Below are 24,815 nucleotides of genomic sequence, written 5' to 3'. Positions count from 1 at the left end.
TCAGTGCGGGGCCAGGGTCAAACTGCCATGCTAAACGCCCGGAAGTTGGTAACTTCATGGGAATCGACTCGATTCTTTTTTCGAGCCCGTGGAGCTTCTGCGCTGGCAACGGGCGGGGCCTACGGGGCGGGCGGCGCCCCCGTGTCGAACATCTCGTAGTCATCTGTGGCCAGCTCCCCGTCGCTGAACAGATTCAAGCCAAAACTGATGCCGACGGCGTCTGCCGGCACCGGTGGTGCAGTCCACTCAGCCTGCCGGTAGGCATCGCTGGCGGGAAACCATGGGCTGGCTGTCCAGTAGGTCCAGGTGCCAACCTTGTTGCGGTAATACAACTCGAACTGCGTGGATGAAGTGGAGCTGTACCACGCGCGAAGAGTGTAGCTGTGGCCGGGGACTACGCTCGGTGTGCACGCCCCCAGGTCCATGACAGGCAGCAGCTTCGCGTCCCCGGATGCGTAGCCGGTAACATCCAGCCGCCGCGTGATGGTGCCGGAGCGGCCGGGAGTCAGCGTGCTCAGGACGTGTGAATTCTCGCCGTAGGAGGAAACCTGCCAGCACTCGGGAAGGCCGTATTTTCCGGCTGTTTCCAGTCCCGGGTTGCGTAGCGCGTTGGTGCCCGGCGGTGCCGGCGGAGCTGCAGGTCCCGGTACTGCGGGTTTTGCCCCGCCGCCAACGACGTCGTGCACGGTGCGGATGGCGGTGGTTCCCTCGTCCGTTCGCGTCACCAGCCACGCGACGAAGTCGTTGAAGAGTGCAGGGCTCACCGATCGCGGGCTGCCGCTGTCATCGATGTCGTAGAATCCCAGCTGCACCCATCCTCCGGTGGTTTCGGCATCCATCACTGACTGCTGAAGGTCCGAGAGGGTCCACGCGGAACCGATCTCCGGCGTCGACCTCGTGGCGAACGGGTCGGCCGGCCGGACCGTTTCAGACACGGCGCAATCGGCGCACCCCAGCCGGCTGCGGAGATCGCCCTGGCTGCGCGCGCTGTTATACCCGCAGCCGGCCACCATCGCCTCGGCCGCCGGCGACTTCGCGGCAAAGGGATACGCGAAGGATGTGACTTTGAAGCCCCAGTCAGTGAGGTTGGTCCGGTCATTGCAGACCTGCCGGGTGGCTTCAGCAGGTTCGAGCGCCGTCAGGTCGGCGAGCGTTGCCGTGTGGCCGCCAATCTCATTGCCGTCCGCGGCGAGCGCGTGCAGATCCTCCACCGTCATATAGTCTTTCGCCCCCAAGAAGCCGGAGTTGACGAAGAACGTCCCCCGCAATCCATGGCTTCGAAGGGTCTGGGCGGCGGCCAGTTGGCTGGCCCTGCCGCCGTCGAACGTCAGTGTGACGGTGGTCAGCGCGAGGCTGGTGTCCACTGGTGCCGCAAAATTCTTCAGGGGGCCCTGAGCGTCGCGGCCCTGCGCCGGACCGTCCTGGGGTACCAGTGCGGCGGACCCCGTCAGAAGTGCAAGCCCGGCCAGCCAGGAGACCGCCCAGAGCGTTGTCCGTTTGCGCTGCCTCGTCAAACCGGGCCCGGGCGGACCGCCCTGCTCCCCCGGCAGTTCATGCCTCTGGCTCATGACAGATATCCCCTCTTACATCCGTATCGCCCGGCCGCAAGAGGATCCCCCCAGGCCGCAGTGCTTCATTGTTTGACACCTTGAAGGGGTCGGTGACGACTGGGGGGAAGCCTTGGTCTCAAAGGCTTGTTCGCCACCGACCCCCGTTCACGGGCCCCGGGCCTGTGCGCCAGGGCTGGCTGCCTCGCGGCAGCTGTATCGGCAGAATTGGGAGAGAAGTCACCGGCTGGTTCCGCTGGCTTGGGCATTCCTGCCGCCATGGCCGTCGCGGACTGCCGTCCAAGGGTATGGTTGCGTGCTTTCGCCCGCAAAGGTGCGTCCATTCCCATTGTGAGACCCGATTCTCCCCCGGAACTCTGTATCTATCCGACATCCAAAGCCTATTAAGCGGGGACCCCGGCGGCACGAGTGGTGCCTACCCGTCTTTCCCTTCAGCGTGAGCCGGATGGGCCTGACGCCACTCGCCCGATACCCGGTTCGGTACTCGTTGCGGACCCGTACACACCCGCCTTGTCGGGCCCACAGGGGCCACCGGCAGGCATGCCGTGGTGAAATGGTGTCTAAGTAAACCAGAGGGGGGCGTGGGAACCGGATGACAGCCATAAACCGCGGCACGGAGCCGGCCGCCAAGGCTGAAAAGGAGCCGGGACCGAAGGCCGTTCCGCCGCCGGTTCCCGGCAGGTCCCGCGCCCGCCGGAATTCAAAGCTGCCTCAGCCCTCGTCGCCCTGGATGACAGGCATTGCCACAGCCGCCATCCTCGCCGGCGTCATCTTTTTTTGGGCCTGGCGCTCCGGCCTGGCCACCGGAACGGCGCAACCCACATGGTTTGCCGGTTACGTCGACGTGACGGTCTCGCCGCCGTACGCCTTCGAGCAAGCCGCCACGTCCGGCACCAAGGAAGTGGTGCTGGCGTTCCTCGTTGCCTCCCCCCAGGACCTCTGCGTGCCCAGCTGGGGCGCCAGCTACGGACTCGAGGAAGCAAATACCGCTCTGGGCCTGGAACGGCGCATCGCCGATCTTCGCTCGCGCGGCGGATCTGCTGCCGTGTCCTTTGGCGGGGCCCGGAACAGCGAACTGGCCACCACGTGCAAGGACGAAGGGAAGCTCCGTACCGCGTACCGGGACGTCGTTGAACGCTACGAGCCTGCCTTCATCGACTTCGACCTGGAGGGTGCTGATCTCATTGACCAGGCCGGCGGTGAACGCCGGGCGAGGGCCGTTGCCGCCCTGCAGGGGGACCGGAATTCGTCCGGCAAGGAGCTCGCCGTCTGGCTGACCCTTCCGGCTTCACCCCGTGGACTCACCGACGCCGGCATAGCCGCTGCGGAACAGATGCTCCAGGCAGGCGTTGAGCTGTCCGGCGTCAACATCATGACCATGAACTACGGGGCCAGCCGGAGCAGTTCACAGGACATGCTGGAGGCTGCCCAGGCCGCAGCGGCTGCCACGCATGACCAGCTGGGCATCATCTACCAGCGCGCCGGGATCAACCTCAGCCGCGAACAGGTGTGGAAGAAGATCGGGCTGACTCCGATGATCGGCCGCAACGATCTGCCGGGCGAGATCTTCGGGCTGGACGCGGCACGGGAGCTAAAGGACTACGCGGTGGAGTTGGAGATCCAACGCCTGTCCATGTGGTCGCTCAACCGGGACGCGCCCTGTCCTTCCAGTGAACAGGGGGAAACCGCCAGCTTTACCTGCAGCGGCGTGGACCAGGGAAGCTCCAGGTTCTCCGACCTCTTGGGATCCGGACTCCCCGGCAGGATGGGCTGACCCTTACTTCACCTGGCTGGTTGTGACCACGTCCAGCCACGGGCCCGGCGGAACATCCTGCTCCTCCACGAATTGCCAGTCCACCTTGTCCTGTTCGCCGTTGAGGGTGCTGAAGCCCAGGCAGCCGTTGAGGGCAGGCGAAACATCCATTCCGGCGCCGTTGAATTTCTTGTTGACCGGCCGCGCGTCGTTCGACCCAAAGACGTATTCTTTGTCCTGGTACTCCCCCGGGCCGGCATCTTGGATCTGGCCGTAGCACTCCTTGCCGTCCTTGCGGATTTTGACCCAGCGGTTCTTCATGTAACTGAAGGCGCGGTTGGTGGCCTGGCCTTTGTATCCCTCGTCGTTTGCCCAGGGGATGACCGTTGCCCGTTCACGGAAGGCGGCAGCGTTGTTGATGTCGTCATACGGCAGATCAAGGTAGAAAGGGTTCTCCTTGGGCTTCATGGCGGTGGGGGCGAAACCGTTGGAACCCGACCGCGCTTCGGTCTCACAGCCGTCTGCCGTGAGCCGGCCGTCACAGCCGCCGTAACTGTCCATCCACTTCGAGTCGTAGGTGGAGAACACCTGGCTCCCGTCCGCTGCGTTGGGGTCAAAGACCTCGCCCACCCAGAAGGTGGTGGCCACGATGTTTGTATGCCAGGGGTATTTCCCCTGGGACCGTTTTTCCGACTCCGGAGGCGTGCAGGCTGTCGCCACCATCGCCAGCAGCAATGCTGCCGCCGCCAGGCCGCGGAAGCGGCGGCGCTTTGAGCCTGGATGTTTCACTCCGGTCCCCCCGGGTCAGCGGACTTCAGTCCTGCGGAAAAGAACAGCGGCGAAAGCGGCCACGCATCCGAGGGGGTTCCCCCGGCTGCGCGACCGCCTGTCGCGTTACCGGCGTTGAGCCTGTTTACATTCCCTTCGGGAAGCTCAGGTTGTAGCGGTAGATGAATGCCGCCACCTGGTCACGGTTGATGGAGGCGCCCGGCTTGAACGTGCCGTCCGGGAAACCAAGCGTGATCTTCATGTCAGCCAGCCAGCGAACTTCGTTGTAGAACTTCAGTGATGGCGTGATGTCCGGAAAGACCGGGGCGGTGGCACTGACAGTCGGCTTGCCGTTCATCCGGTACAGGAAGGCCGCCATCTGGTCACGGTTCACCTGCTCAAACGGGTGGTAGCCGCCGTCCGGGAACCCCTCCGTAATGCCGGTTGACGCCATCCACTGGATCTCGTTGTAGAACACGTGGGTCGGTGCTACATCCGGGAACTTCTGGGCTGCCGCCGGAACGGTCGGCCGTCCGGCCAGCCGGTAGAGGAAAGCCGCCATCATTCCACGGTCCAGCGTGGTTCCCGGCTTGAAGGTGCCGTCCGGGTAGCCGTTGGTAATCAGGTTGTTCGACATCCAGCTGATCTCGTTGTACAGGGGGAACGTTGCAGGGACATCGGTGAACGTCTTGACGCCCACGGTGTCATACAGTTCGTAGTCGTCAGTGACCAGGGTGCCAACGCCGATCATGTTCAGGCCGAAGCTGATGGCGGTTGCCCCGGCCGGAACCGGCGGCGTCGTAAAGGTCAGCTGCGTCCAAACATTATTCGTGGGAAGGTACTGAATGCTATCCGTCCAGTACGTCCACGAACCTGTGGCTGTGCGGTAATGCAGATTGAACTGGGTATTCCCGCCGGTGGACTTGTACCAGGCTTTGGCAAGGTAGGTATGACCCGGCGTAGCACTGGGCGCACACTCCCCCGTGTCCAAGGTGGGCAACAGCTTGCCGTCGCCGTCGGTATAGGCCGACATCACCATCTGCTGGGCGGCTGTGGCCGTACCGGCGTGCCCGGGGGTCACATTGCTGAATGTCCGGGTGTTGTTGCCGTAACCGCCGGCCTGCCAGCACCGCGGGAGCAGGGACCCGGCAAGGCCCGGGGTCTCAAGGCTCGGGTTCTTGATCAGGTTGCCGGCGGTCTGCGGGGTCGGGGGCGGAACAACGGCCGGTGCGGCCTTGGTGGTGCCGCCAATGACTTCCTTGACTGTTTTGACCTGGATCGCGTTGGAGTTCTTGAGGCCTGCGAGCCAGTCGGCGAACTGGTTGAACGTGTCCGTGCTGACGGTCAGCGGATCAACAACATTGGATCCGATCACTTTGCCGTCGCCGATGTGGTGGAAGGTCAACTGGACCCAGCCGCCGCCGTTGGCCTGCGCCTGGGTAACCAGGGACTGCATGTCCGCGAGCGTCCAGGTATTGTCCAACTGGTCAGGGGCACCGGTGTAGTACAAGTCGCCCGGAGGCAGGGTCTCGGCGAAGGGGAACGTCTCTGAACCCACTACCTTGCTGCGGATATCGCCCAGTCCACGCGCACTGTTGTAGCCGCACGCTGCGACTTCTGCCTTGGCGGCATCGCTTGCCGAGGCAAAGGGATAGGCGAAGTTTTGGACGTCCAGTCCGTAGCCCAACAGCGTGGCGCGGTCGTTGCAGACCTGCCGTGCCAGTTCATCGGGTCCGACGGCGGCCAGGTCGGCATGTGTCACGCTGTGGCCGCCGATCTCGTGCCCGGCGCTTTGCAGCGCCAGGGCCTGGGCCGTGGTCATGTAGTTGGTCTGGTTCATGTAGCCGGACGGCAGGTAAAACGTACCGCGCAGGCCGCTCGAGACGAGCTTGTCAGCGGCGGCGATCTGGTCCACGTTGGCGTCGTCGAACGTCAGCGTGACGACGGTTTCGCCAACAGCGTTGGCGGCGGGGGCGGTGAGCCCCAGCAGCGAGGCGGCCAGCGCCACCGTTGTGGACACGGCCAGCCAGCGGGACCTGCGCCGGCCCGGAGGCCGCTCGGCCCTGTGCCGGGGCTCCGAGGCCGCGGTATAGCGTTGCAGAAGCGTCATGGAACTCAACTCTTTCGTCGAAGGTGCTCATAACTTTTGACGGTTGCCGCCCCCCGTACGGCGCGGCACCTCACGGACGGCTAGTTGGCCGCCATCGTGACTTTCCACCCGAGCGGGTCGGGTGCTTTCACCGGGCGGTGGTCGGCCGCCACGTTCAGGATGATCTGGTCCAGTGTGGTCTTGGGGTCGAAGCCCACCAGATCCTTCGCTTTGCCGTTGTTTGGCACACGCCGGCGCATGTCCTCATATCCCTCGGCGTAGGCCTGTTCGTAGGGCACCAGGGTGATGGGGCTTCCGCTGCCGAGCAGCTCCACGATCCGCTCTGCGAGGGTCAAGATCGAGATCTCATAGCTGCCGCCCAGGTTGTACGCATTGCCGTAAGCGGACTTTTCCTCGGAGATTTTGGTGATGGCCGGAACGATGTCCCCGACATAGGAGAAACACCGTGTCTGGTGGCCGTCGCCGTAGACGGTCAGTGGCTCCCCGGCCAGCGCCTGCTTGACGAGCCGGGGAACCACCATTCCGTAGCGGCCCGTCTGCCGCGGACCCACCGTGTTGAACAGCCGGACAATGGCAACCGGAAGTCCGAACTGGCGCCAGTAGGCGTGCGCAAACGCCTCGTCGATGCCCTTGGCCGCGGCGTAGGTCCACCGGGACTTGAGCGCGGAGCCGAGGATCCTGTCTGATTCCTCCGAAAGGCTGTCCGAAGTGTTCTTCCCGTAAATTTCACTCGTGGATGCCAGGAGCAGCGTCGCCCCGGATTCCAGGACCGCGTCCAGGACCACTTCCGTCCCGTGGATATTGGTGCGCAAGCTCTCCAAGGGGTGCTCAACGATGAGGTTGACGCCTACCGCGGCGGCCAGGTGGAACACCCGGTCGGCACCGGCCACCACTTTGTCCACCGCTGCGCGGTCCAGGATGGTGCCCTCCACGAAATGGAAGTCCCGGTGGCCAATCACCGTCCGGAGGTTTTCCAGGCGACCGGTTGAGAGATCATCCAAGACGGTGACTGTGTCCCCGGCCGCGAGGAGGTGCTCCACGAGATGGCTCCCAATGAAGCCGGCTCCGCCGGTGATTGCTGTTTTCACTTCTCCTACTTTCTTTTGAATCCCAGCTGGGCCGCTGGGCTCACAACTCGGATTCACAACCTCGTGACGTTGGTGCCGGCCGGAAGCCGGTAGGTGGTGTCCAGGACGGCCGGGGTGTCACGCAGCCAGTCGATGTCCATCGCGGAGTGCCTGGTGTGAAGGATGACCAGATCCGCGTCCCACTTCGACGGGTCCTCGAGGGATTCCAGCGAGCTGCCCTGGCCGTCGGGGGCCGTGGGGCACCACGGATCGTGGTAGGCAACCACAGCGCCGTCGGCCACCATTGCGGCGATAATCTCCAAGGCCGGAGATTCGCGGAGGTCCTCGACATCCGGCTTGTAGGCCACGCCAAGGACCAGCACACGGGCTCCCTTGATTCCGTGGTTCCGGTCCGACAGGATGCGCCGGGCCTTTTCCACCACCTGGTGGGGCCTTCCTGCGATGCCTGCCATGGCGTGCTCGATGACGGGCGCCGTGACCCTTGCCTTCCGCAACTGCCACAGCAGGTAGTGCGGGTCGCAGGGAATGCAGTGTCCACCGACGCCCGGGCCGGGCGTGAACGGCATAAAGCCGTAAGGCTTCGTCGACGCCGCATCGATCACGTCCATGACCTCCATGCCCAACTCGTGGCAGATATCCGCGAACTCGTTGGCAAGGGCGATGTTCACCGCACGGAACGTGTTTTCGACGAGTTTGGTCATTTCGGCCACATCGGCTGACGGCACAACATGCACCAGCTTGGTGCTGGCCTGGAGCAGCTCGGCTGCGGCCTCACCGCAAGCAGGAGTTACTCCCCCCACCACCCGGGGAACGTCCTCGTGCGAGAAGGCGTCCACGCCGGGGTTGATGCGTTCCGGCGAGAAGGCTACGAACACATCCCGGCCGGGAATCAGGCCTTTGGCGGCCAGCGGCACTGCCAGGAGGTCCCTGGTGGATCCCACGTAGGTGGTGGACGTCAGCATCAGCAGCTGGTCCGGTACCGCGAATTCGACCACGGAAGCGCACGCTGCCCGGAGAATGCCGAGATCGGGCACCAGGTAGGGATCCACCGGGGTGGGGACGCAAACCACCACTGCAGCCGCCCGTGCCAGCAGTGAGAGGTCCGTGCTGATCATGAAGGACGGGTCCTCCAGCGCGTTGTCGAGCCGGACTTTGTCGGAGTCCAGCAGGTCAGCCTGCCGGGACCGGATGACAGCCAGCCTGTTCTCGGAGACGTCGAGTCCCAGGACGCGCCGTCCGGAGGCGTTGATGGCAAGCGCCGTCGGCAGGCCAACGTAGCCAAGTCCCACAATCGCGACGTCGAACGTGAAGGTGAGATCCTGGCTGGCAGCGTCGTCTGCCGCTGCGTCTGATTCAACGGCTTCCGACGCCAGCTCTGGCACCCCTGCTCCGTCTTCCGGCCATTCCCGGGAATCCTCATGGAGCGGTGGAAGCTCGGCCCTGCTCAGGGCGGCTTTGTGGGTCTTGAGTTTGGTGTTCGGTGTCATGCTAACCGACCTCCCGGTATTCGATGTGTCCCGTTTGAAAGAAAGCCAGCGACGAAAGGTGGCAGATCCCGGTAACAGAAGATGCTGCCCGGATCGTCGCCGGCTCGAATGGGGTGCCCGCGATCCGCGGGATGCTGGTCGCCCTGGAGGAGTGTTCCAGGTGGATTGCCACGTGAAATTCCGAATGCCAAGTGTCAGCTGATTGATGCATTTAGAGACCCACTTCTTCCCCAATAGTTGCCTGCGGCCCAACAAGCTACAGCGTATTAACCAACCACCTGCCGGGGCGCGAGTGGGCTCTACCCGTCTTTGCGGGTGCATCACTGAGGTGTACAGGGTGGTACCCGCCCGGCCCGCCCGAACCACTCGCATGAATACTCGTTTGAGGACGGCGCGAACGCAGGGCCGGCTCCGATCCCGGGGCGCGGAAAAATTCCAGCGGGTAGCCGGAGGGTTGACTACAGATGTGGCCGGGCTCTAACGCTGCCAGCCGGCCGGACCCGGCCGTGCCGGAAGGGTCCGTGCCGTACTGGCAGTGCCGGCGTCAGGTCAGGCCGTGCCGGGCAGGCCGGCGTGGCGGGCACCGTAGGCTACGGAAGCCAGGTCTTCCCGGTGGCTGATGCCAAGTTTCGCGAACATCCGGTAGAGATGGCCTTCCACGGTGCGGAGCGAGAGCCCGAGCTGCAGGGCGATTTCCCGGTTGCTCGCACCGGCTTGGACGAGCGCTGCGATCTCCTGCTCGCGCCGCGTTAGCTTGTGCAGATCCGGCGGGATCTCGGCGGTGGACGATCCTGTCTTGTTCAGCGCCGCATTGCGCTGCTTGACGAGTTTCTGGGCCTCGAACTGGCGGGGCTTATCTCCGCGCGTCTCCAGGATCCGCAAGGCGTGGGCTGCACATTCCGCGGCCGCCAGGTCCAAACCGTCCCGCGCGGCGGAATCGCTCATTTCCACGAGCCGGTTGACGTCCTTGGCAGCGAGCGCACGGCAGTAAGCGGCCAGGAATTCCGCGCTGCGCCCCTCGCAGCCCTCCGCGGCTGCGGCAAGGCGAGGCACGACGGACAGGTCGCCGAGGCGGAGCACCAAAGAGAGGATCTCCACTTCGTAACTGAGGAATCCGGACGCTGCCGCCGCATCCGCGAGAGCCATCAGCTTTGAGACGGCGGTCTGGACGCCCATACGCTCCGCCAGCGCAGCAACTGTGTAGGCCCGCCCCAGCGGTGACGCGTGGCGGTGGTCGGACAGCAGTGCGTCATACGCGTCCGCATTTGCTTTTGCCGTTTCCGTCCGGTTGAGGATGGCCGCTGCGTAGGCTGCGGCCGCAAGGGCGTCTGGCAGGTCTCCGCCGGCATCCGAGAGGCGCAGCACCTCGGACGCCTGGCTGAGTTTCGGCAAGGCTGCCCCGATAGCCCCACGGCGAAGGTCCGCGGTACCCGCCGCGAGGTGCAGCATCCCGCCGAAGTAGATCAGGGAGTTCGAAGCCTGGGCGATGTGGTTTTGCAGGTAGGTATCCAGGACGTCGAATTCACCGGCATGCAGCAGCGCCAGCAAGTAGCGTCGCATCACAAACTCGGCGTACTCAAGGCGCCGGTCACCGCTATCGGCAAGGATATCCTCGACGTCCATGACGATCTGGAGTGCCGACACGGCACGTCCGGTGAGCGCCAGCGACTCTGCCAGCAGCGTCCCGGCCAGCAGGCGGGACTCGTCGTCGTCCGTGGATTCCCAGATCTGCTGGAGCTCCGGCTCCGCTTCCACATGGCGTCCTGCGGCCTGATAGCCCTCCAGGGCAAGAAGCCTGCTGCCCAGCCGCGCGGTCTCAAGCTCCTTCGCATCGAAGCCGGGCTCGGCTTCTTCCAGCCTCGAGACAGCCTCCGCCCAGGCGTCAGCCGCCCGCAGCACGGCTTCCGGACCGTTGCGTTTGCCGGCCGCGAGCTGGGCCGCCAGCATGGAAGCCTGCCGTATGGTGCGAAGGTCGGTGGCTTGTTCCACCACGCCTTCGAGGCACAGGGCGGCCCCCATCGGGTCCCGTCCATAGAGCTTGGCGCGGGCAAGTTCCACCTGTGCGGCAAGCTTCAGGGATGGGTCGCGGATGGCGCCAACCACCCGTTCCACGTATTCCGGAATGAAGAGCCGGTTCGCCAGCTGGGCGGCCTCAAGGATGTCGGCGTCGGGGACTGTTGCGCCGGACTCCAACGCCCAGGTGACGTGCCGGAGCCTGCCGTCCAGGGTCTCCGGGCGCGAGTCCATAAGGTCAACTATCCGCCGCCGGATGGTCACGCTGCGGGCGGTCGGAACCAGCTGCCTGATTACTTCGCCGATCAGCGGCTGGGCCAGGCGGACGTGCCTCGCCGGATCCGCCGAGATCGCGATGAACTGGAGCTCCTTGAGCTCATCGACGGCGTGGCTGTCACTTGCCCGCTGAAGGACGCTAAGGGGGATCGCCTCGGCGAGCGCCACTGATTCCAAGGCTTGGCGCTGATCAGGATTCAGCTGCATGATCTGGTTCCTGACGAGGTCCATCAGCCGGACAGTGGCTGCTCCCGGCTCGCCCAAAAGTACCCAGGTGTCATTTCGCTGCACCAGATGGCCGCGGGTTTTGGCATGGGCTATCAGTTCCAGCAGGAACATCGGGTTTCCGCCGGAGGACCTGAACAGGACCGCGCTCGCGCTGGGAACCAGCGGCGAGCCCAGCACCCGGGTGCACAGCTCGTCCGCTTCTTCCTTGCTCAGGGGCTGCAGTTCGAAACGGTCCACCAGGCCTTCCGACCACATGGACAACACCTCCGGCGGCGGCGACGGGTGCGGCCGGCACAGGAGCACCACCCTGGCGGCTTCCGCAGCAGCCAGCTGGGCAATGACTGCGGCGCTGCTGTCATCAAGGTGCTGGGCGTCTTCCACGACCAGGACTGCCTGCGACTGGTCCCGCAAGCCCTCCGGATTGAGTTCCGTTACAAGGGCCTTGAGCACGGCACGCGGCTGGTCCGTCTGTCCCGGAGTCAGGGCCGTCAGCAACGGCGCAAGGGCCGCGTACGGAACCTCCGAGAGCGAAGGGCCGGCGAAGACGTAAAAGGGCCGGATCCGGCTGCCAAGTTCAAAGATCACTTCGTTGGCGAGCGCGGTCTTGCCGATGCCTGCGTCGCCAAGGATGAGGGCGCCCGGGCCGTTGGCGTCCAGAAGGCAGTCGACAACCGACGCAACCATGCCGAATCGGCCGATCAGCCGCTCTGCCGTAATGGTGGTTTCAGTCATGGCTAGTCATCTCCTGTACTTCCGAGGGCTACCGGAAGCTCCAGGCGCTCTTCGATTTTTAGCTTGCCGTAGATCTGGTAGAGGTGGCCCTCCACGGTCCGAACCGAAACGTGCAGCTGGGCTGCGATGCTCTTGTTGCTCGCTCCGGCAGCTGCCAGCTGCGCTATCTGGAGCTCGCGGGCTGTCAGCGTGAGACGGTCGTGGCTTCCGTCCTGGGGCGTCCGCAACCTTCTGCGGCAGGTCTCCGCCAGATGCTTGGCCTGCCGGACCAGGCTCCGTTCGAGCCGCGCCTGGTCGAGGTTGAGAAGTGATTCGGCGATGTCCAGGGCAAACCTGTCATTATGTAGCCTTGCTGCGAGATTGGCGGCAGCCATAAGATCGTCCGCTTCACCGGAGATGACGCCGCGCGCGTATTGCGCACACAGTTCCGCGAAAGGTCCCTGGCTTTCCGCCGCACTCTCCAGCAGCCGCGGCGCCGCAGCGGATTCCCCCAGCCTGACTGCCGAACTCAAACACAGCAGCTCATGGCCGACGTTGCCCGTGCCGCGGTCCTCCTCCGCCATGCGCAGCAGCTGTCCGATCCCCGTCCTGGGACCCTCCAGCTCCGCCCGCGCGAGGGCCGTGAAGTAGCCCTCCGCCCGGGACACCTTCCATGATTTCCGCCGGGATTCCGATTCCGTCTCCGCCAGGTAGCCGAGCGCCTGCTCGCGCTCCCCCTGCAGGGCCGAAGCGTAGGCCGCGGCCGCGCAGGCAAGGGTCAGGATGCCGTCGCTGTCCTGGATCCGCAGCTGGCTGATGCCGGGAATGAGCAGGTCCAGTCCGTCGCGTCCGCGGCCCTGCATGCAGGCGCAGATCGCCTCTGGCACCTCAGTGGCGCTGAACCGCCGGTAGACCACCGATGACGGGCCCCAGTCCTCGGCCGGCAACGTCTCCGCCGCCTCGTCCCATTTGCCGGCCACCAAATAAGCGAAGCGCAGCCGGGAAATCACCGACTGCGCTATCGCCACCGGGATCTCCGGACGCAAACACTGCAACTTCAGCTGTTCAGCAAGCTCGGCGGCGTCCGCCTGTCGCCCCGTCACGGCCCACGCTTCACACAGCCAACTGCCTGCCTGAAGCCGGAATTCCGCGCTATGGAATTCCGCGTTGTCCAAGGCTCCGGCAAGGGAGGCTGCCATTTCCGGGTACGTGCCGGCGTAGCTGGCTGCTTCGGCTTCCGCCAGCGTCAGCTGCTCGCGGATGCGCCTGAGCTCCGGTGCCGGCATCCCGGCTGACGGACCTGGCGCCTCCTCATAAAGTATGTGGCGCGCCTTTGCCAAGGAATCACTGGCCTCCTGCCAGGCCCCCGGCGTGGCAAGGAAGACCGAGCTCTCGGCCAGCAGCAGACCGATCCATGCAGCTAGCGCCGGGTCTCCCGTCGAAGACTTACGGTGGCGGCGTACCACCTCGAGGGCCTCCTCGACGTCGCCGAGGGTCATCAGCGCCGCGACTTCCTCGGTGACTGCTGCCGCCAGCCCCTCATGCCCCGGTACGGAGCGGACAAACCTCAGCGCCAGGGCGGCATCCAGCCTCCTGTTGGCAAGGCGTGCGGCTGAAAGGGACTCTTTCGTTGACAACACGGCACCGCATTCCAGCGCCCAGACCGCGAACGGCAGTTCCGTGGCGGGCGTCCGCAGGGAGGGTGACGCAGCGAGGAGAACCATTTCGCGGAGCTCGTTGCTCCGGCCGGGCGGGACGTTTTCGCGGACCACATCGGCCACCAACTGGCTCTGGATCCTGACGCGGCGGGGCAGGGAGTCCTCGACCGCCAGGACCCCGCGTTCTTCGAGGGCGTCCACGTCGTCGGCCTCTACGAGCTTCAGCAGCGTGTCCAAGGGCAGTGTCTCTGCCAGCGAGAGGATTTCCAGGATCCGCCGGTCAGCCTCGCCGATCCGTCCCAGGCGTGTGGCGATCAGGTCGGTGATGGCCCGGCCGTGGACGTGGTGGTCCGCAGTCAGTACCCACACCCCGTCCCGGACTACCAGGGAACCTGAGTCAGCAAGCTCCATGGCCAACATCTTGAGGTAGTGCGGATTGCCGTCGCTGGCAGCCCAGAGGGATTGGACAGCCGAGTGTGAGACCTTGGCACTGAGGCCTTCTTCAAGCCAGCTGACGGCCTCGCGGAAGGACAGGGGTTCGAGGTTGACGCGGGTGAGGAACCCGCCGTCGCAGAGTCCCGAAAGCTCTGCCGACAGCCGCAAGGGATCCGAGCACGTCAGCACCAGGCGCACTGCGCGGTTTCGGGCCAGCTGGGCGATGGTGACAGCCGTGAGTTCGTCGGCCTCGCCGGCGTTGTCGACAAAGAGGTATACGGTCTTTCCCTTGGCGCGTTCGCGGAGTAGTCGCATCAGCCCGGACAGCACCAGCACCGGGTGGTTCAAGTACCCCGGCTCCAGATCGCTCAACAGCATGTTCAGCGCGCCGTAGGGTGAACGGGAGAGGGCGGCACTGCATCGAAGGGTCACAACCAGGGAATCGTCCCGGAACTGTTTGAGGGCGTGGGTGGTAAGGAAGGTCTTCCCGGTGCCGGAGGTCCCGGTCACCAGGACTCCACCGGTGGACTCCGCCAACGCGCGAGTGATGTCGCTGACCGCCTGCTTGCGCCCGATCAAAGGCCATGCGGCGCCCCGTGTCATTCCGGCGGACCTGGTGGCGTGTGAACTGGCCACATTATCGGCTGTCAACATGAGTGAGACCTCTGTATTTACGAGCGATTCCTAGTACCCCAAATTAACCAGCTGGCAGGCCCGCGGGCACCAGTAGTGAGTACTCGAATTTGCCCGGTGCCCCTACCTGTACTTGGAAAGCAGGTACCCCTGCTTGCCCCGTCACGGTACGCAGACCTGCGAATTTACAGGCGTTTAGGGGCTTGACCGGCACCTGCTGCCGCTCCGAAATAGTTAACAAGCCGCGGTGGCACTACCGGTTCCGCCACGCGTCCGGGTAGTACCCGGCGGTCCAGGTACCTATTTCCCCGGTGGCGTCCCGGGCCCGGCGTCCGGGTCTTCTACGAGTCCGGCGGCGGCGGCCAACTCGTCGCGTCCTGCGATACCGAGCTTCAAGTAACAACGGTAAAGGTGGCCTTCCACCGTGCGGACAGAAATCTGCAGTTTGTCCGCGATCATTCGGTCGCTGAGCCCGGTTGCCGCCAGTCCAACAATGTTCCGCTCACGCTTGGTCAGGACGGGGGCCACGGTGTCCGGCTGGGCTTCGCTGCCTGCGTGGCCCAGCTCTTCGTTGCACCGGGCGATGCCTGCGCGGGCCAAAGCTGCCAGTTCGCGGTCCCGGCTGCGGTCCAGAAAGGTCAGGGCGGCTGAATAAGCGTCCGAGGCCAGCTGGAAGACGGATGCCGCGCAGAGGGTGTCGCCCGCACGCAGGAACAGTTCAGGGCTGCCGTCGTTGAGCGCCGCACAGTATTCAGCCAGGGCAGCGGCCCAGGTGCCCTCCACCGCTCCGGCAAGTTCCCGAATCCGCTCCAGCCTGGTGGTGTCGCCAAGGCCCAGCATCATGGCGAGGGCATTCAGTTCCAGGAACTTGGCATCCTGTTGCGCGGCTTCCTCCGCACTCCTCAGCAGGGCCGCGATGCCGGTTCCGTCCCCGGCCAGGAGCTCATCACCGGCAGCCAGGAAATCCCGGGCAAAAGCCGTCACCAGGTGCATGCCTCGCTCACCCCAGGCGTCGTAGTCTGACTTCAGCCTGTCAGCCTCGGCCTTGAATCCCTGGGCCGCCGCCACGTAGTACGCCATGGCCGCGCACAACCGGAACATTTGCTGGGGGTCGCTGTCGCGGAGGGCTTCAAGCCCGGTGGTCAGTAGCTCCAGGGCGTCCGCAAGCTTTCCCTGCCGGACCGCAATGTAGCCCATCACGACGTAGGCGGCACCGCTGAACGAGACCATGGCGGAACCGAAGGGCGTTTCCGCGTAGCCGGCCAGGAGCTGCTGCGCCTCGTCCCATTCACCAGCCGCAAGGTCGCAGGCAACGAGCCGGACCACGATGAACTCTGGGAGGAAGAAGATGTCATTGTCCGGCGGCTGGGCCTGGCCGAAGGCGTCCATGGCCAGTTGCCGTCCCTGAAGCGGGTATCCCAGCGCGCAGAGCCGCTCGGCCTGCAGCGCCAGGGCCATGGACCGGGTAAGGGCGCCACCGGATTCCCCGGTGGAGCCGCCGGCTGCCAGCAGGTCGTCAAGAAGGGGGCCCATCTGCCTGTAGTCGCCCGTCAGCGAGTAGGCCATGAGTTCCACCAGGGAGGCCCGGCGTGCCGTGACGTTGAGGATGGCGGCCGAGTCCGCGGGATTGGCCGCGGCCTCTTTTTCTCCCCATTGGCGCAGCCGGCGGGCATCGTCCGCGATGTCCGACGCGGGGTGCCCGAGTGCCGTCCTTGTGGCCGATCTCAGGAGGCTGTTGACCACCATGTGCGTGAGACCGCTGCCGGCCGGGACGTTGACGTTCAACAGGGCGGCGGCTTCGTCGTAGTGTCCGAGGTTGTAGTGCGAGCGGGCCATCACTGCCCGTGCAGTCTGTTGCAGTTCGGGGTCCTGCACTGCCCAGGCGATGCGCAGGGCAGTCTCGCTCTCGAACAGCTTGCAGGCCAGCACCGCTGCCCGGATCAGCAGGCGGGCGGGCACTTCCGCCCCGCAGTCCAGGGACCAGGAAACCATTCGGAGCAGCGACTCCGGTTTGTCGGCCGAAACTTCCATCCGGGACACGAGTTCCCGGTGCAGCTGGAGGCTTCGGGCCGCGGGAACGATACGACGCAGCACTTCGCCGTAGACCGGGCTGACCAGACGGAGTGTCGGCTCGCTGTCCACCGACTGGACCACGAGCCGCTGGTCCAGGAGTTCCTTGACGGCGGGCTCGCCCGCGATCTCTCCCACGAGGGTCCTGTCCACCGGTTCCGCCAGCGCAATCAGGTTCAGCGCCTCACGGCCGTCGGCCGAGATGCGCATGAGCTGGACCTTGACGACGGCGGTGAGTTCCAGGGTGCGGACGTGGGACGAACCTGCGTTAAGCCACACTCCGTTGCGCCGGATCAGGTCACCCGAGCGCTGGGCCTCGCGGACGAGGGTCTTGAGCAGCAGCGTGTTGCCGCCGGCCTCCTGCCAGTATTGACGCGAGGTGCTGTTGAGGACTTTGCCGTCAAGCAGCGCCTCGCAGAGTTGGTGCCCCTGTTCCATGGTCAGGGGGGCAATGTCGAATCGTTCAGCCGTGCCGTCGTGCCAGAGCCGGAGCAGCGGCTGCGGTATGCCGGGCCTCGGAATGCACGTGGCCACGAGTTTGGCCCAGCCCGCCTGGACAAGTTCGGAAATCATCTCGGCCGTGGCCGTGTCGAGGTCGTGGGCGTCGTCAACCAGCAGCAGGGCGGGCCCCGGATTCTTCCTGCCGCTTTCCAGGTGGGCCCACAAGGCCCTGAGGACAGCGACCTTGGAAGTGACGTCCTCAACGGAGAGATCAGCCAGGTAGGGGGACAGCGCCCCGTACGGAACAGGCGCAAGCGACGGGCTCCCGTGGACAGTCATCACGGACGTCCGGCCGTTTCGGGCGTCGTTCAGTTGTGCCAATAACGAAGAGGCACCCAGCCCGGCGTCGCCCACCACAAAAACAGCCCAGCAGTCATCCGAAGCGAGGGCGTCCCTGACTGCGGACAGCATGTCCCCCCGGTCTATCCACGGCTCACCGGCATTCTGACGCCTGGTCCCGGCGCGCGCCTGCGCCGAAGCCTTCCCGTCAGACTTGAGCGGATCCTTCAAGCTCACTCCTCGATGAAATCCCCATTTTCGTGAAGATCTGGTAGAGATGGCCCTCCACCGTACGTATGGAAAGCTGCAGCCGGTTGGCGACTTCCTTGTTGCTCAACCCCTGGCTGGCCATCCTGGCGACCTGCCGTTCCCGCTCCGTCAGTTCCGGTCCCACGGTGTGCGGCATTAAGGGCAGCACCGGCAGCGTCTCCACGAGCCGGTCCAGACGATGCTGGGCCGCGCGGGCGGATTGGGAATCACCCTTTTCCCGGGCGATGTCCAACGCCAGGACGACGCATCTGGACTCCACCGCATCGAGGTGGAGCTCATGGGCTACGGACGCTGCCTCAAGCAGGACCTTGGAATCCTTCTTTCTGCTCCCCTCCCCCACCAGCCGGTTAACGCTGGCCATCTTTCCTTGCCGACGAGAGGAAATTTCGGTCAGCAGGACCAGTTCTTCCTCTGTTCCATGCACCGTAGCACCGAACAGGCTGATGGAGGCAGTGGTTGTCCGCCCCTTGGAAATGTCCTCGTGGGCGGACTCCATCAGCTTCTGCTTTGCTCCCGGATCCTTGAGCCACCGTTTGGCCATCCGAACGCAGAAGTCTGCCATCCAGGAGGTGAACCAGGCGACGTGCTGCTCCTCCTGGGCAGCCAGGTCCAGGAAGTTCCGCGACTCCTGGATATCGCCCGCCTGGGCATAGGCGAAAGCCAGCGCGGAGCACGCCAGGGACGGACCGTAGTAACTCCGCCTGATTTGCAGTTGCGCCTGGGCGCCGAGCAAGGTGTCGATGGCGAGGTCGGCCCGGCCGGCATAGGTGTAGGCCACGCCGAGCGCGAGTTCGGCTGCCCCGCCCAGATACTGCATGATTTTGGGCTTCTTATCCAGGGCTTCGGTGAGTATCCTGACGCAGTCCTCCCACTGGCCGCTGCATAGAAGGGCGGCAAAAAGGCCCTCAGCCTGCCAGCTGAGCATCCCCGGAGCTACGTTGGACTGCTCCATCCTGTGCTGAATCTCGGCCGCAAGGGCGATTGCGTCTGCCTCCCGGCCCAGGATCGCCCACGCCATGGTCAGCAGGCACGCACAGTTCAAGACAAAGAGCGGGTCGCCCTCTTCCTTGTAGGCCCGCTCCAGGTCTTCGGCAACGGCCGCGTATTCGCCCTGGTGGACCATCTGCTCGAATTCGGCGAGCCTGATCAGCTCATGCGCGCGGGCAAAGTCGGCTGCCGTTTCATTGCCAATGGATGCCCTCTCCCGCCGGGCAAGTTCCTGCCGGGCCGCCGAGAGGATGCCGTCGATCCTGCTGTACCCTCCGTAGATCCAGAGCAGTGCACTGCAGAAGTCCTGTACGTAGCTTGCGTAGGCGGTCGCGGGCAGTTCGGACAGCTGCTCGGGGGTGACCTCCTCAAGGACAGCCACTGCCGATTCGTGCTCGGCCAGGGTCATGTAAGCGGAGGCCCGCTGCTGGGCTGCTTCAGCCCAGTGCGGGTCTCCCACCCGGATCTGCGCCAGGGACTCCAAGGCGAACATCGGATCGAACAGCCGGTTTGCCGCAGCGGCCGCGGCCAGCGCAAACGCCGGTTCCACGGGTTCCCCGCAGTCCAGTGTCCATGCCACATAGCCAAGGAGCTCTTCGACATCCATCTCAGCGGGGGTTGCACCCACCACCCTCGCCACGAGCTGGTGCAGCTCCTTGCGGCGCGGCAGGTCCATCCAGCCCCGGATGACTTCGCCTACATATTCGTCCTTCAAGCTCACCCAACGCCGGCCAGTCTCTCCCACCTGCAGGTACCCGGCCTTTTCGAGGTCGGCCACCACCGCCGGGTCCAGAACGTCGAGCAGGACGAACAGGGGAACCCGCCGGATCAGGGCCAGCCATTCCAGGCCCTCACGGACTTTGGGTGTCTCCCTTGCCAGCCGGGACCTGACCAGGTCCACCAGTGCGTCGGCTTCCGCGAGGTTGATGCCTCCCCTGAGCGCCCAGACCTTGCCGGCCAGATGAAGGTTGCCTGAACGCAGTTGCTCAATGACGATCGCCTGGAGGACCAGCGGATTTCCGCCGCTCGCCGCGTAGAGCGAACTTGCGGCTGTGGCCGTCACCGGGCGACCCAGTACTCCGGCAAGCAATTTGCTCACTTCCGGCCGGGTGAATACTTCGAGCCGGACTTCCTCAAGTGATTTGTTCCGGAGGAGCCGGATCAGGTCTTCGGGCATGTCCGTCACATTGCGGACGGTGACCATGAGCTTGGCGGCGCCGCTGAGGACGAGGTGCATCAGGACGGCGGTGCTCATGCTGTCGATCGCCGGCAAGTCCTCGAGCACCACCAGGACAGGGCGTCCGGCGGCGTCCTCCCGGATCAGCCGGGAAATCCCGTGGACAATTTCGCCGGGAGACTCCAGCGCCTTGCCGGGCAGCCGGGCCACCAAGAACGCCAGCTGGCCGAAGGGAACAGCAGGATCGGTGGTGGTTCCGTGCAGGTGGATGACGTGCATCTTTCCGGCCAGCTGGGCTTCCACTGCACGTGCAAACGTGGATTTGCCTACGCCCTGGGCTCCGACCACAACAACACCATGAAGATCGTTGTCGCCAAGGATCGAAACGACGGATGCTTGGAGGTCCTGCCTGACCAGAGACGACCACTTACGCCGCTCTGAGGCTCCCATGCCCCGGCGTTCAGTCTCCAGCAGCCCCCCATGTTCAGAGCCTGGTGATGCAAGCACGATCGATCACGCTACCTTCGTGGCTCGAGCTGATGCGACTTGGCTGAGCCGTCGGGTGTTCAGTTTTCCGATGCCGCCAAACGAGGCAACAAGGCCTTGAATGTGAAAATTACCATAGCAGGTATGACTAAACAATTAGGCCGTTTTGCGATTGGTTAACCAATTGCATGGCACTAACGGTGGCCAGTCCCCCACCCGCAGGTTACCGCGATAAAGGCGGCTTCACGGCAACGTTACTGAACCGCAGTGTGAAATTTCTGCTGGGCGGCCGCCAGGCCGTCCTTCACCACGGCCTCCACCGCATCGGCGGCATCATCGAGGAGGAAGGGCAGTTCCTTCTTTTCAGTGGTGGCGAAGTCCTTCAGGACGAAGTCTGCCGTGTCCATCCGGCCCGGCGGGCGGCCCACTCCGACGCGGACCCTGAGGTAATCCTTGGTGGCCAAGGCCTTCGAAATGTCCCGAAGGCCGTTGTGCCCTCCTTCGCCACCGCCAATCTTGAGTTTGACGGTGTTAAAGGGAATGTCTATTTCGTCATGGACTGCCACGACGTGTTCCGGACTGATGTCGTAAAACTTTGCAAGGGCGGATACCGGCCCTCCGGAGACGTTCATGTAGCTCATGGGCTTGGCCAGGACAACGCGGGGTCCGCCAATGCCGAGCCGGCCCTCGAGTACGTGGGCGCGGGTTTTGTGCACTTTGAAACTCCCGCCCACCCGGCGGGCCAGTTCATCCAGCACCATCTGGCCGACGTTGTGCCGGTTCCTGCTGTACTCGGTGCCGGGGTTGCCAAGGCCTACGATCAGCCAGGTGTCAGTCATGCGTCAATCCTAGGGTTAATACAAGTGGGCGTTAAAACGGCAGTGGCCGGGCCCCGACGGGGTCCCGGCCACTGCAAACGGGCTGCCGGAATTACTCGGCTGCAGCCCCGGATGCCTCGGCGGTAGCCTCTTCGGAAGCCTCTTCCTCGGTGACCTCGGTGGCCTCGGAGATGTTGACCACGAGGGACTCGGGGTCAGCCAGCAGCACGGAGCCCTTCGGCAGGACCAGATCGGAAGCGTGGATGTGCTCGCCGGCGGCGCGGCCTTCGATGCTGACCTCGACGGCGGTGGGCAGGTGCGTGGCCTCGGCTTCCAGGGAAACAACCGTCATTTCCTGGTTGTAGACGTTGCCCGGAGCAAGTTCACCGGTGACGTGGACGGGAACGTCCACGGTGACCTTCTCGCCCGTGCGGACGGTCAGCAGGTCAAGGTGCTCGATGATCTGCTTGATCGGGTCGCGCTGGATGTCCTTGACGAGCGCGAGGTGCTGTTCGCCGTTGATGTCCAGGGTCAGCAGCGCGTTGGCAACGCGGACAGCCAGCGTGGTGGCCTTGGCCGGCAGGGTGATGTGGATGGGATCTGCACCGTGGCCGTAGATAACAGCCGGGATGAGGTTGGCCATGCGTGCGCGGCGGGCGAAGCCCTTGCCGAATTCGGTGCGTACTTCTGCTGCGAGCTTCTGCTCAGACATGAAAATCTCCTTGAAATCTAAACGGGGTTCAGCAAGGGCGGAGGTCTGTTTGCGACCTTCAACGCCGGGCGGCCCGTGGCCGGCCCTTCAAGAAGGGAGATTCAGACCCAGTCGATAACGGAGAACGCTCTCCCTCGCCAAGGTATCGTGGACAAGCTTACCAGCGTCGGGCCCGGTTACTGAAAACGGGCCCGACGCCGGACGGATCCCCACCAGCTCCCTAAGCTCGCAAGCTCGCTCAGGGAACCCTGCTGGCGTGGGCCCTTCCTCAGGCGTTGCCGTCGAAGAGGCTGGTGACGGAGCCGTCGTCGAACACTTCACGGATGGCGCGCGCAATCAACGGAGCGATGGACAGGACGGTCAGCTGCGGGAACCGCTTGTCGGCCGGAATCGGCAGCGTGTCGGTGACCACTACTTCGCGGGCGCCCGACTCGGACAGCCGGCGGGCAGCCGGGTCGGAGAAGACAGCATGGGTCGCCGCGATGATGACGTCCTTGGCGCCTGCGTTCTTGAGCACCTGGACGGCCCCGGAAATGGTTCCGCCGGTATCGATCATGTCGTCGATCAGGACACAGGTGCGGCCCTCGATCTGGCCCACCACGGTCTTGGAGACAGCCTGGTTCGGGACCGTGAGGTCCCGGCTCTTGTGGACGAACGCCAGCGGAGCCCCGCCCAGCCGCTCGGCCCACTGTTCGGCCACTCGCACACGCCCCGTGTCCGGCGAGACCACGGTGATGTTGTCCGCGGCAACCCGGGTGCGGATGTAATCAGCCAGCAGCGGGATGGCCATGAGGTGGTCCACGGGTCCGTCGAAGAATCCCTGGATCTGTGAGGTGTGCAGGTCAACGCTCATGATGCGGTCGGCGCCGGCGGTCTTGTACAGATCAGCCACCAGACGGGCGGAAATCGGCTCGCGGCCGCGCCCCTTCTTGTCCTGGCGGGAGTAGGGGTAGAACGGCGAAACCACGGTGATGCGCTTGGCGGATGCCCGCTTCAGCGAATCAATCATGATCAGCTGTTCCATCAGGTGGTTGTTCAGCGGAGCCGGGTGCGCCTGGATCACGAAGGCGTCAGTGCCACGGACGCTCTCCCCGGCGCGCACGTAGATTTCCCCGTTCGCAAAATCGTAGGCATCCACCGGCAAAAGTTCAGTGCCCAGTTCCTTGGCGATCTCCCGCGCAAGCTCGGGGTGTGCCCGCCCAGCCGCGAGAACCAGTTTCTTCTCGCCGCGTGCCGTAATTTCGGTCATGATTGCTTGCCCTCTTCTGTAGTTGCCGGGGTGCTTGAGGAATCCTGGGTCGGCTGAGCCGCTGCTGTTTCGCTGACCGGCGCCGTTGCCCCCGCGGCTTCGGCCAGTACTGCCGAGATGGAGCCCGGCCGGTGCGAGACGACCCAGCCTTCGGCGTTCCGCTGCTTGGCCACCGAGATTGCCAGCGCGCCGGCCGGCACGTCCTGGCGGATCACGGCGCCGGCGCCGCTGTAGGCGCCGTCGCCCACTTGGACCGGAGCGACGAAGACCGTGTTGGAACCCGTCCGAACGCCCGAGCCGATCACGGTGCGGTGCTTGTTCTCGCCGTCGTAATTGGCCGTGATGTTGCCGCAGCCGATGTTGGTGTCCTCACCGATCTCCGCGTCGCCGGCGTAACCGAGGTGCGACAGCTTGGAGCCGCGGCCGATCTTCACGTTCTTGGTCTCGTAGAACGCGCCGATCTTGCCGGTCTCCCCCAGCACCGTTCCCGGGCGGAGGTAGGTAAACGGACCCACGCTGGCGTTCGCGCCGATCGTGGCCCCGGAGCCGTGCGTCCGGGTCACTTTGGCGCCTTCGCCAACGGTGACGTCGGTCAGCGTGGTGTCAGGGCCGACGACGGCGTCCCTCGCCACCGCCGTGGCGCCGTGCAGCTGGGTGTTGGGCAGGATCCGGACGTCCTCTGCCAGGGTCACCGTGGAGTCGATCCAGGTGGTGGCGGGGTCCACCACCGTGACGCCGGCGCGCATCCAGGCTTCGACGGTGCGGCGGTTGTGTTCCGCTCCCAGCGCGGAGAGCTGCACGCGGTCGTTGGCGCCCTCCACCTGCCAGCGGTCGGTGGTGACCACGGCGGCCACGCGCCCGCCGGCCGAGCGTGCAAGGCCCAGGACGTCGGTGAGGTACATCTCGCCCTGCGCATTGTCCGTGGTGACGTGGTCCAGCGCGTCGCGGAGGACGGCGGCGTCGAAGGCGTAGATTCCGGAGTTGATTTCGCGGATTTCGCGTTCTTCGTCCGAGGCGTCCTTGTGCTCGCGGATACCCGTGACCGTGCCGTCGGCCGCACGCAGGATGCGGCCATAGCCGGCTGCATCGTCCAGGACTGCCGTCAGGACGGTGACGGCGTTGCGTTCGTGTTCGTGGATCAGCACCAGTTCGGCAAGCAGTTCCGCCGACAGAAGTGGCACGTCTCCGTAGGTGACCACAACGGTGCCGCTCAGCGGGCCGCCGGCGTCGAGGGCCTTCAGGGCCGCCTGCACCGCGCGGCCGGTGCCGGGCACTTCGTCCTGGTCCACGACCAGCGCTGCCGGATCGAGCCGGGACACGTGGGCTGCCACAAGGTCGCGCTCATGCCGGACCACGATGGCCAGTTGCCGGGGATCGATGGTGCGGGCGGCACGGAGGGCATGGCCCACCAGCGACAGTCCCCCGATTTCGTGGAGGATCTTGGGGGTGCGCGACTTCATCCGGGTACCGGCACCTGCAGCTAGGACGATGACGGCGGCGGGGCCGGTGGTCTCGGGGCTCACGTACAGGCTCTCCTT

At 65.0% G+C, this 24,815-nt stretch carries 14 protein-coding genes; 1 reads left to right on the top strand and 13 read right to left on the bottom strand.

Features of this window, described 5'->3' with window-relative positions; translation table 11 throughout:
- Positions 1-119: 119 nt before the first annotated feature.
- Positions 120-1,568 (bottom strand): polysaccharide deacetylase family protein, encoded by a 1,449-nt coding sequence (locus TV39_RS05765; RefSeq protein WP_043479526.1) that lies wholly within the window; start codon positions 1,566-1,568, stop codon positions 120-122.
- A 592-nt stretch (positions 1,569-2,160) separates the two neighbouring features.
- On the opposite strand from TV39_RS05765, the gene TV39_RS05760 reads away from it, so the two are divergent.
- Positions 2,161-3,342, top strand: coding sequence for a chitinase (locus tag TV39_RS05760; RefSeq protein WP_052500506.1), 1,182 nt, complete (start codon positions 2,161-2,163; stop codon positions 3,340-3,342).
- Between the two features lie 3 nt (positions 3,343-3,345).
- Here the strand turns inward: TV39_RS05760 and TV39_RS05755 are convergent, their stop codons facing one another.
- The 12 genes from TV39_RS05755 to glmU all read right to left on the bottom strand — a co-directional run bounded on the left by TV39_RS05755 (position 3,346) and on the right by glmU (position 24,800).
- Positions 3,346-4,110 (bottom strand): hypothetical protein, encoded by a 765-nt coding sequence (locus tag TV39_RS05755; RefSeq protein ID WP_043479523.1) that lies wholly within the window; start codon positions 4,108-4,110, stop codon positions 3,346-3,348.
- Positions 4,111-4,234: 124 nt separating this feature from the next.
- Positions 4,235-6,199: an S-layer homology domain-containing protein gene (locus TV39_RS05750; protein WP_052500505.1), complete on the bottom strand. Its 1,965-nt coding sequence runs from the start codon at positions 6,197-6,199 to the stop codon at positions 4,235-4,237.
- Between the two features lie 80 nt (positions 6,200-6,279).
- Positions 6,280-7,287: a dTDP-glucose 4,6-dehydratase gene (locus TV39_RS05745; RefSeq protein WP_043479520.1), complete on the bottom strand. Its 1,008-nt coding sequence runs from the start codon at positions 7,285-7,287 to the stop codon at positions 6,280-6,282.
- Between the two features lie 53 nt (positions 7,288-7,340).
- The gene (locus TV39_RS05740) at positions 7,341-8,774 is read right to left on the bottom strand and encodes a nucleotide sugar dehydrogenase (RefSeq protein WP_043479517.1); all 1,434 of its coding nucleotides are present in this window, start codon (positions 8,772-8,774) and stop codon (positions 7,341-7,343) included.
- A 549-nt stretch (positions 8,775-9,323) separates the two neighbouring features.
- Positions 9,324-12,023 carry a helix-turn-helix transcriptional regulator gene (locus tag TV39_RS05735; RefSeq protein WP_043479514.1) on the bottom strand — a complete coding sequence of 900 codons (2,700 nt, stop codon included), beginning with the start codon at positions 12,021-12,023 and terminating at the stop codon, positions 9,324-9,326.
- A gap of 2 nt (positions 12,024-12,025) precedes the next feature.
- Positions 12,026-14,698 (bottom strand): helix-turn-helix transcriptional regulator, encoded by a 2,673-nt coding sequence (locus TV39_RS05730; RefSeq protein ID WP_144406330.1) that lies wholly within the window; start codon positions 14,696-14,698, stop codon positions 12,026-12,028.
- 330 nt (positions 14,699-15,028) lie between these two features.
- Positions 15,029-17,809, bottom strand: a complete 2,781-nt coding sequence (locus tag TV39_RS05725) for a helix-turn-helix transcriptional regulator (protein ID WP_144406329.1) — start codon at positions 17,807-17,809, stop codon at positions 15,029-15,031.
- Positions 17,787-20,519, bottom strand: coding sequence for a helix-turn-helix transcriptional regulator (locus TV39_RS05720; protein WP_043479506.1), 2,733 nt, complete (start codon positions 20,517-20,519; stop codon positions 17,787-17,789). The genes TV39_RS05725 and TV39_RS05720 overlap by 23 nt, the downstream gene beginning before the upstream one ends.
- Before the next feature lie 233 nt (positions 20,520-20,752).
- Positions 20,753-21,337, bottom strand: coding sequence for an aminoacyl-tRNA hydrolase (pth, locus tag TV39_RS05715; RefSeq protein ID WP_043479504.1), 585 nt, complete (start codon positions 21,335-21,337; stop codon positions 20,753-20,755).
- Positions 21,338-21,428: 91 nt separating this feature from the next.
- Positions 21,429-22,028 carry a 50S ribosomal protein L25/general stress protein Ctc gene (locus tag TV39_RS05710; protein WP_043479503.1) on the bottom strand — a complete coding sequence of 200 codons (600 nt, stop codon included), beginning with the start codon at positions 22,026-22,028 and terminating at the stop codon, positions 21,429-21,431.
- A 268-nt stretch (positions 22,029-22,296) separates the two neighbouring features.
- Complete coding sequence (locus tag TV39_RS05705) at positions 22,297-23,277, bottom strand: ribose-phosphate diphosphokinase (RefSeq protein ID WP_011691079.1); 981 nt, start codon at positions 23,275-23,277, stop codon at positions 22,297-22,299.
- The gene (glmU, locus tag TV39_RS05700; RefSeq protein WP_043479502.1) at positions 23,274-24,800 is read right to left on the bottom strand and encodes a bifunctional UDP-N-acetylglucosamine diphosphorylase/glucosamine-1-phosphate N-acetyltransferase GlmU; all 1,527 of its coding nucleotides are present in this window, start codon (positions 24,798-24,800) and stop codon (positions 23,274-23,276) included. Before glmU ends, TV39_RS05705 begins: the two co-directional genes overlap by 4 nt.
- Positions 24,801-24,815: the final 15 nt, after the last annotated feature.

The sequence above is a fragment of the Arthrobacter sp. SPG23 genome (assembly GCF_000876655.1).
In the GTDB taxonomy this organism is placed as follows: domain Bacteria; phylum Actinomycetota; class Actinomycetes; order Actinomycetales; family Micrococcaceae; genus Arthrobacter.
Note: the sequence above shows the minus strand (reverse complement) of the source record. Positions and strands in the feature narration are given on the sequence as shown.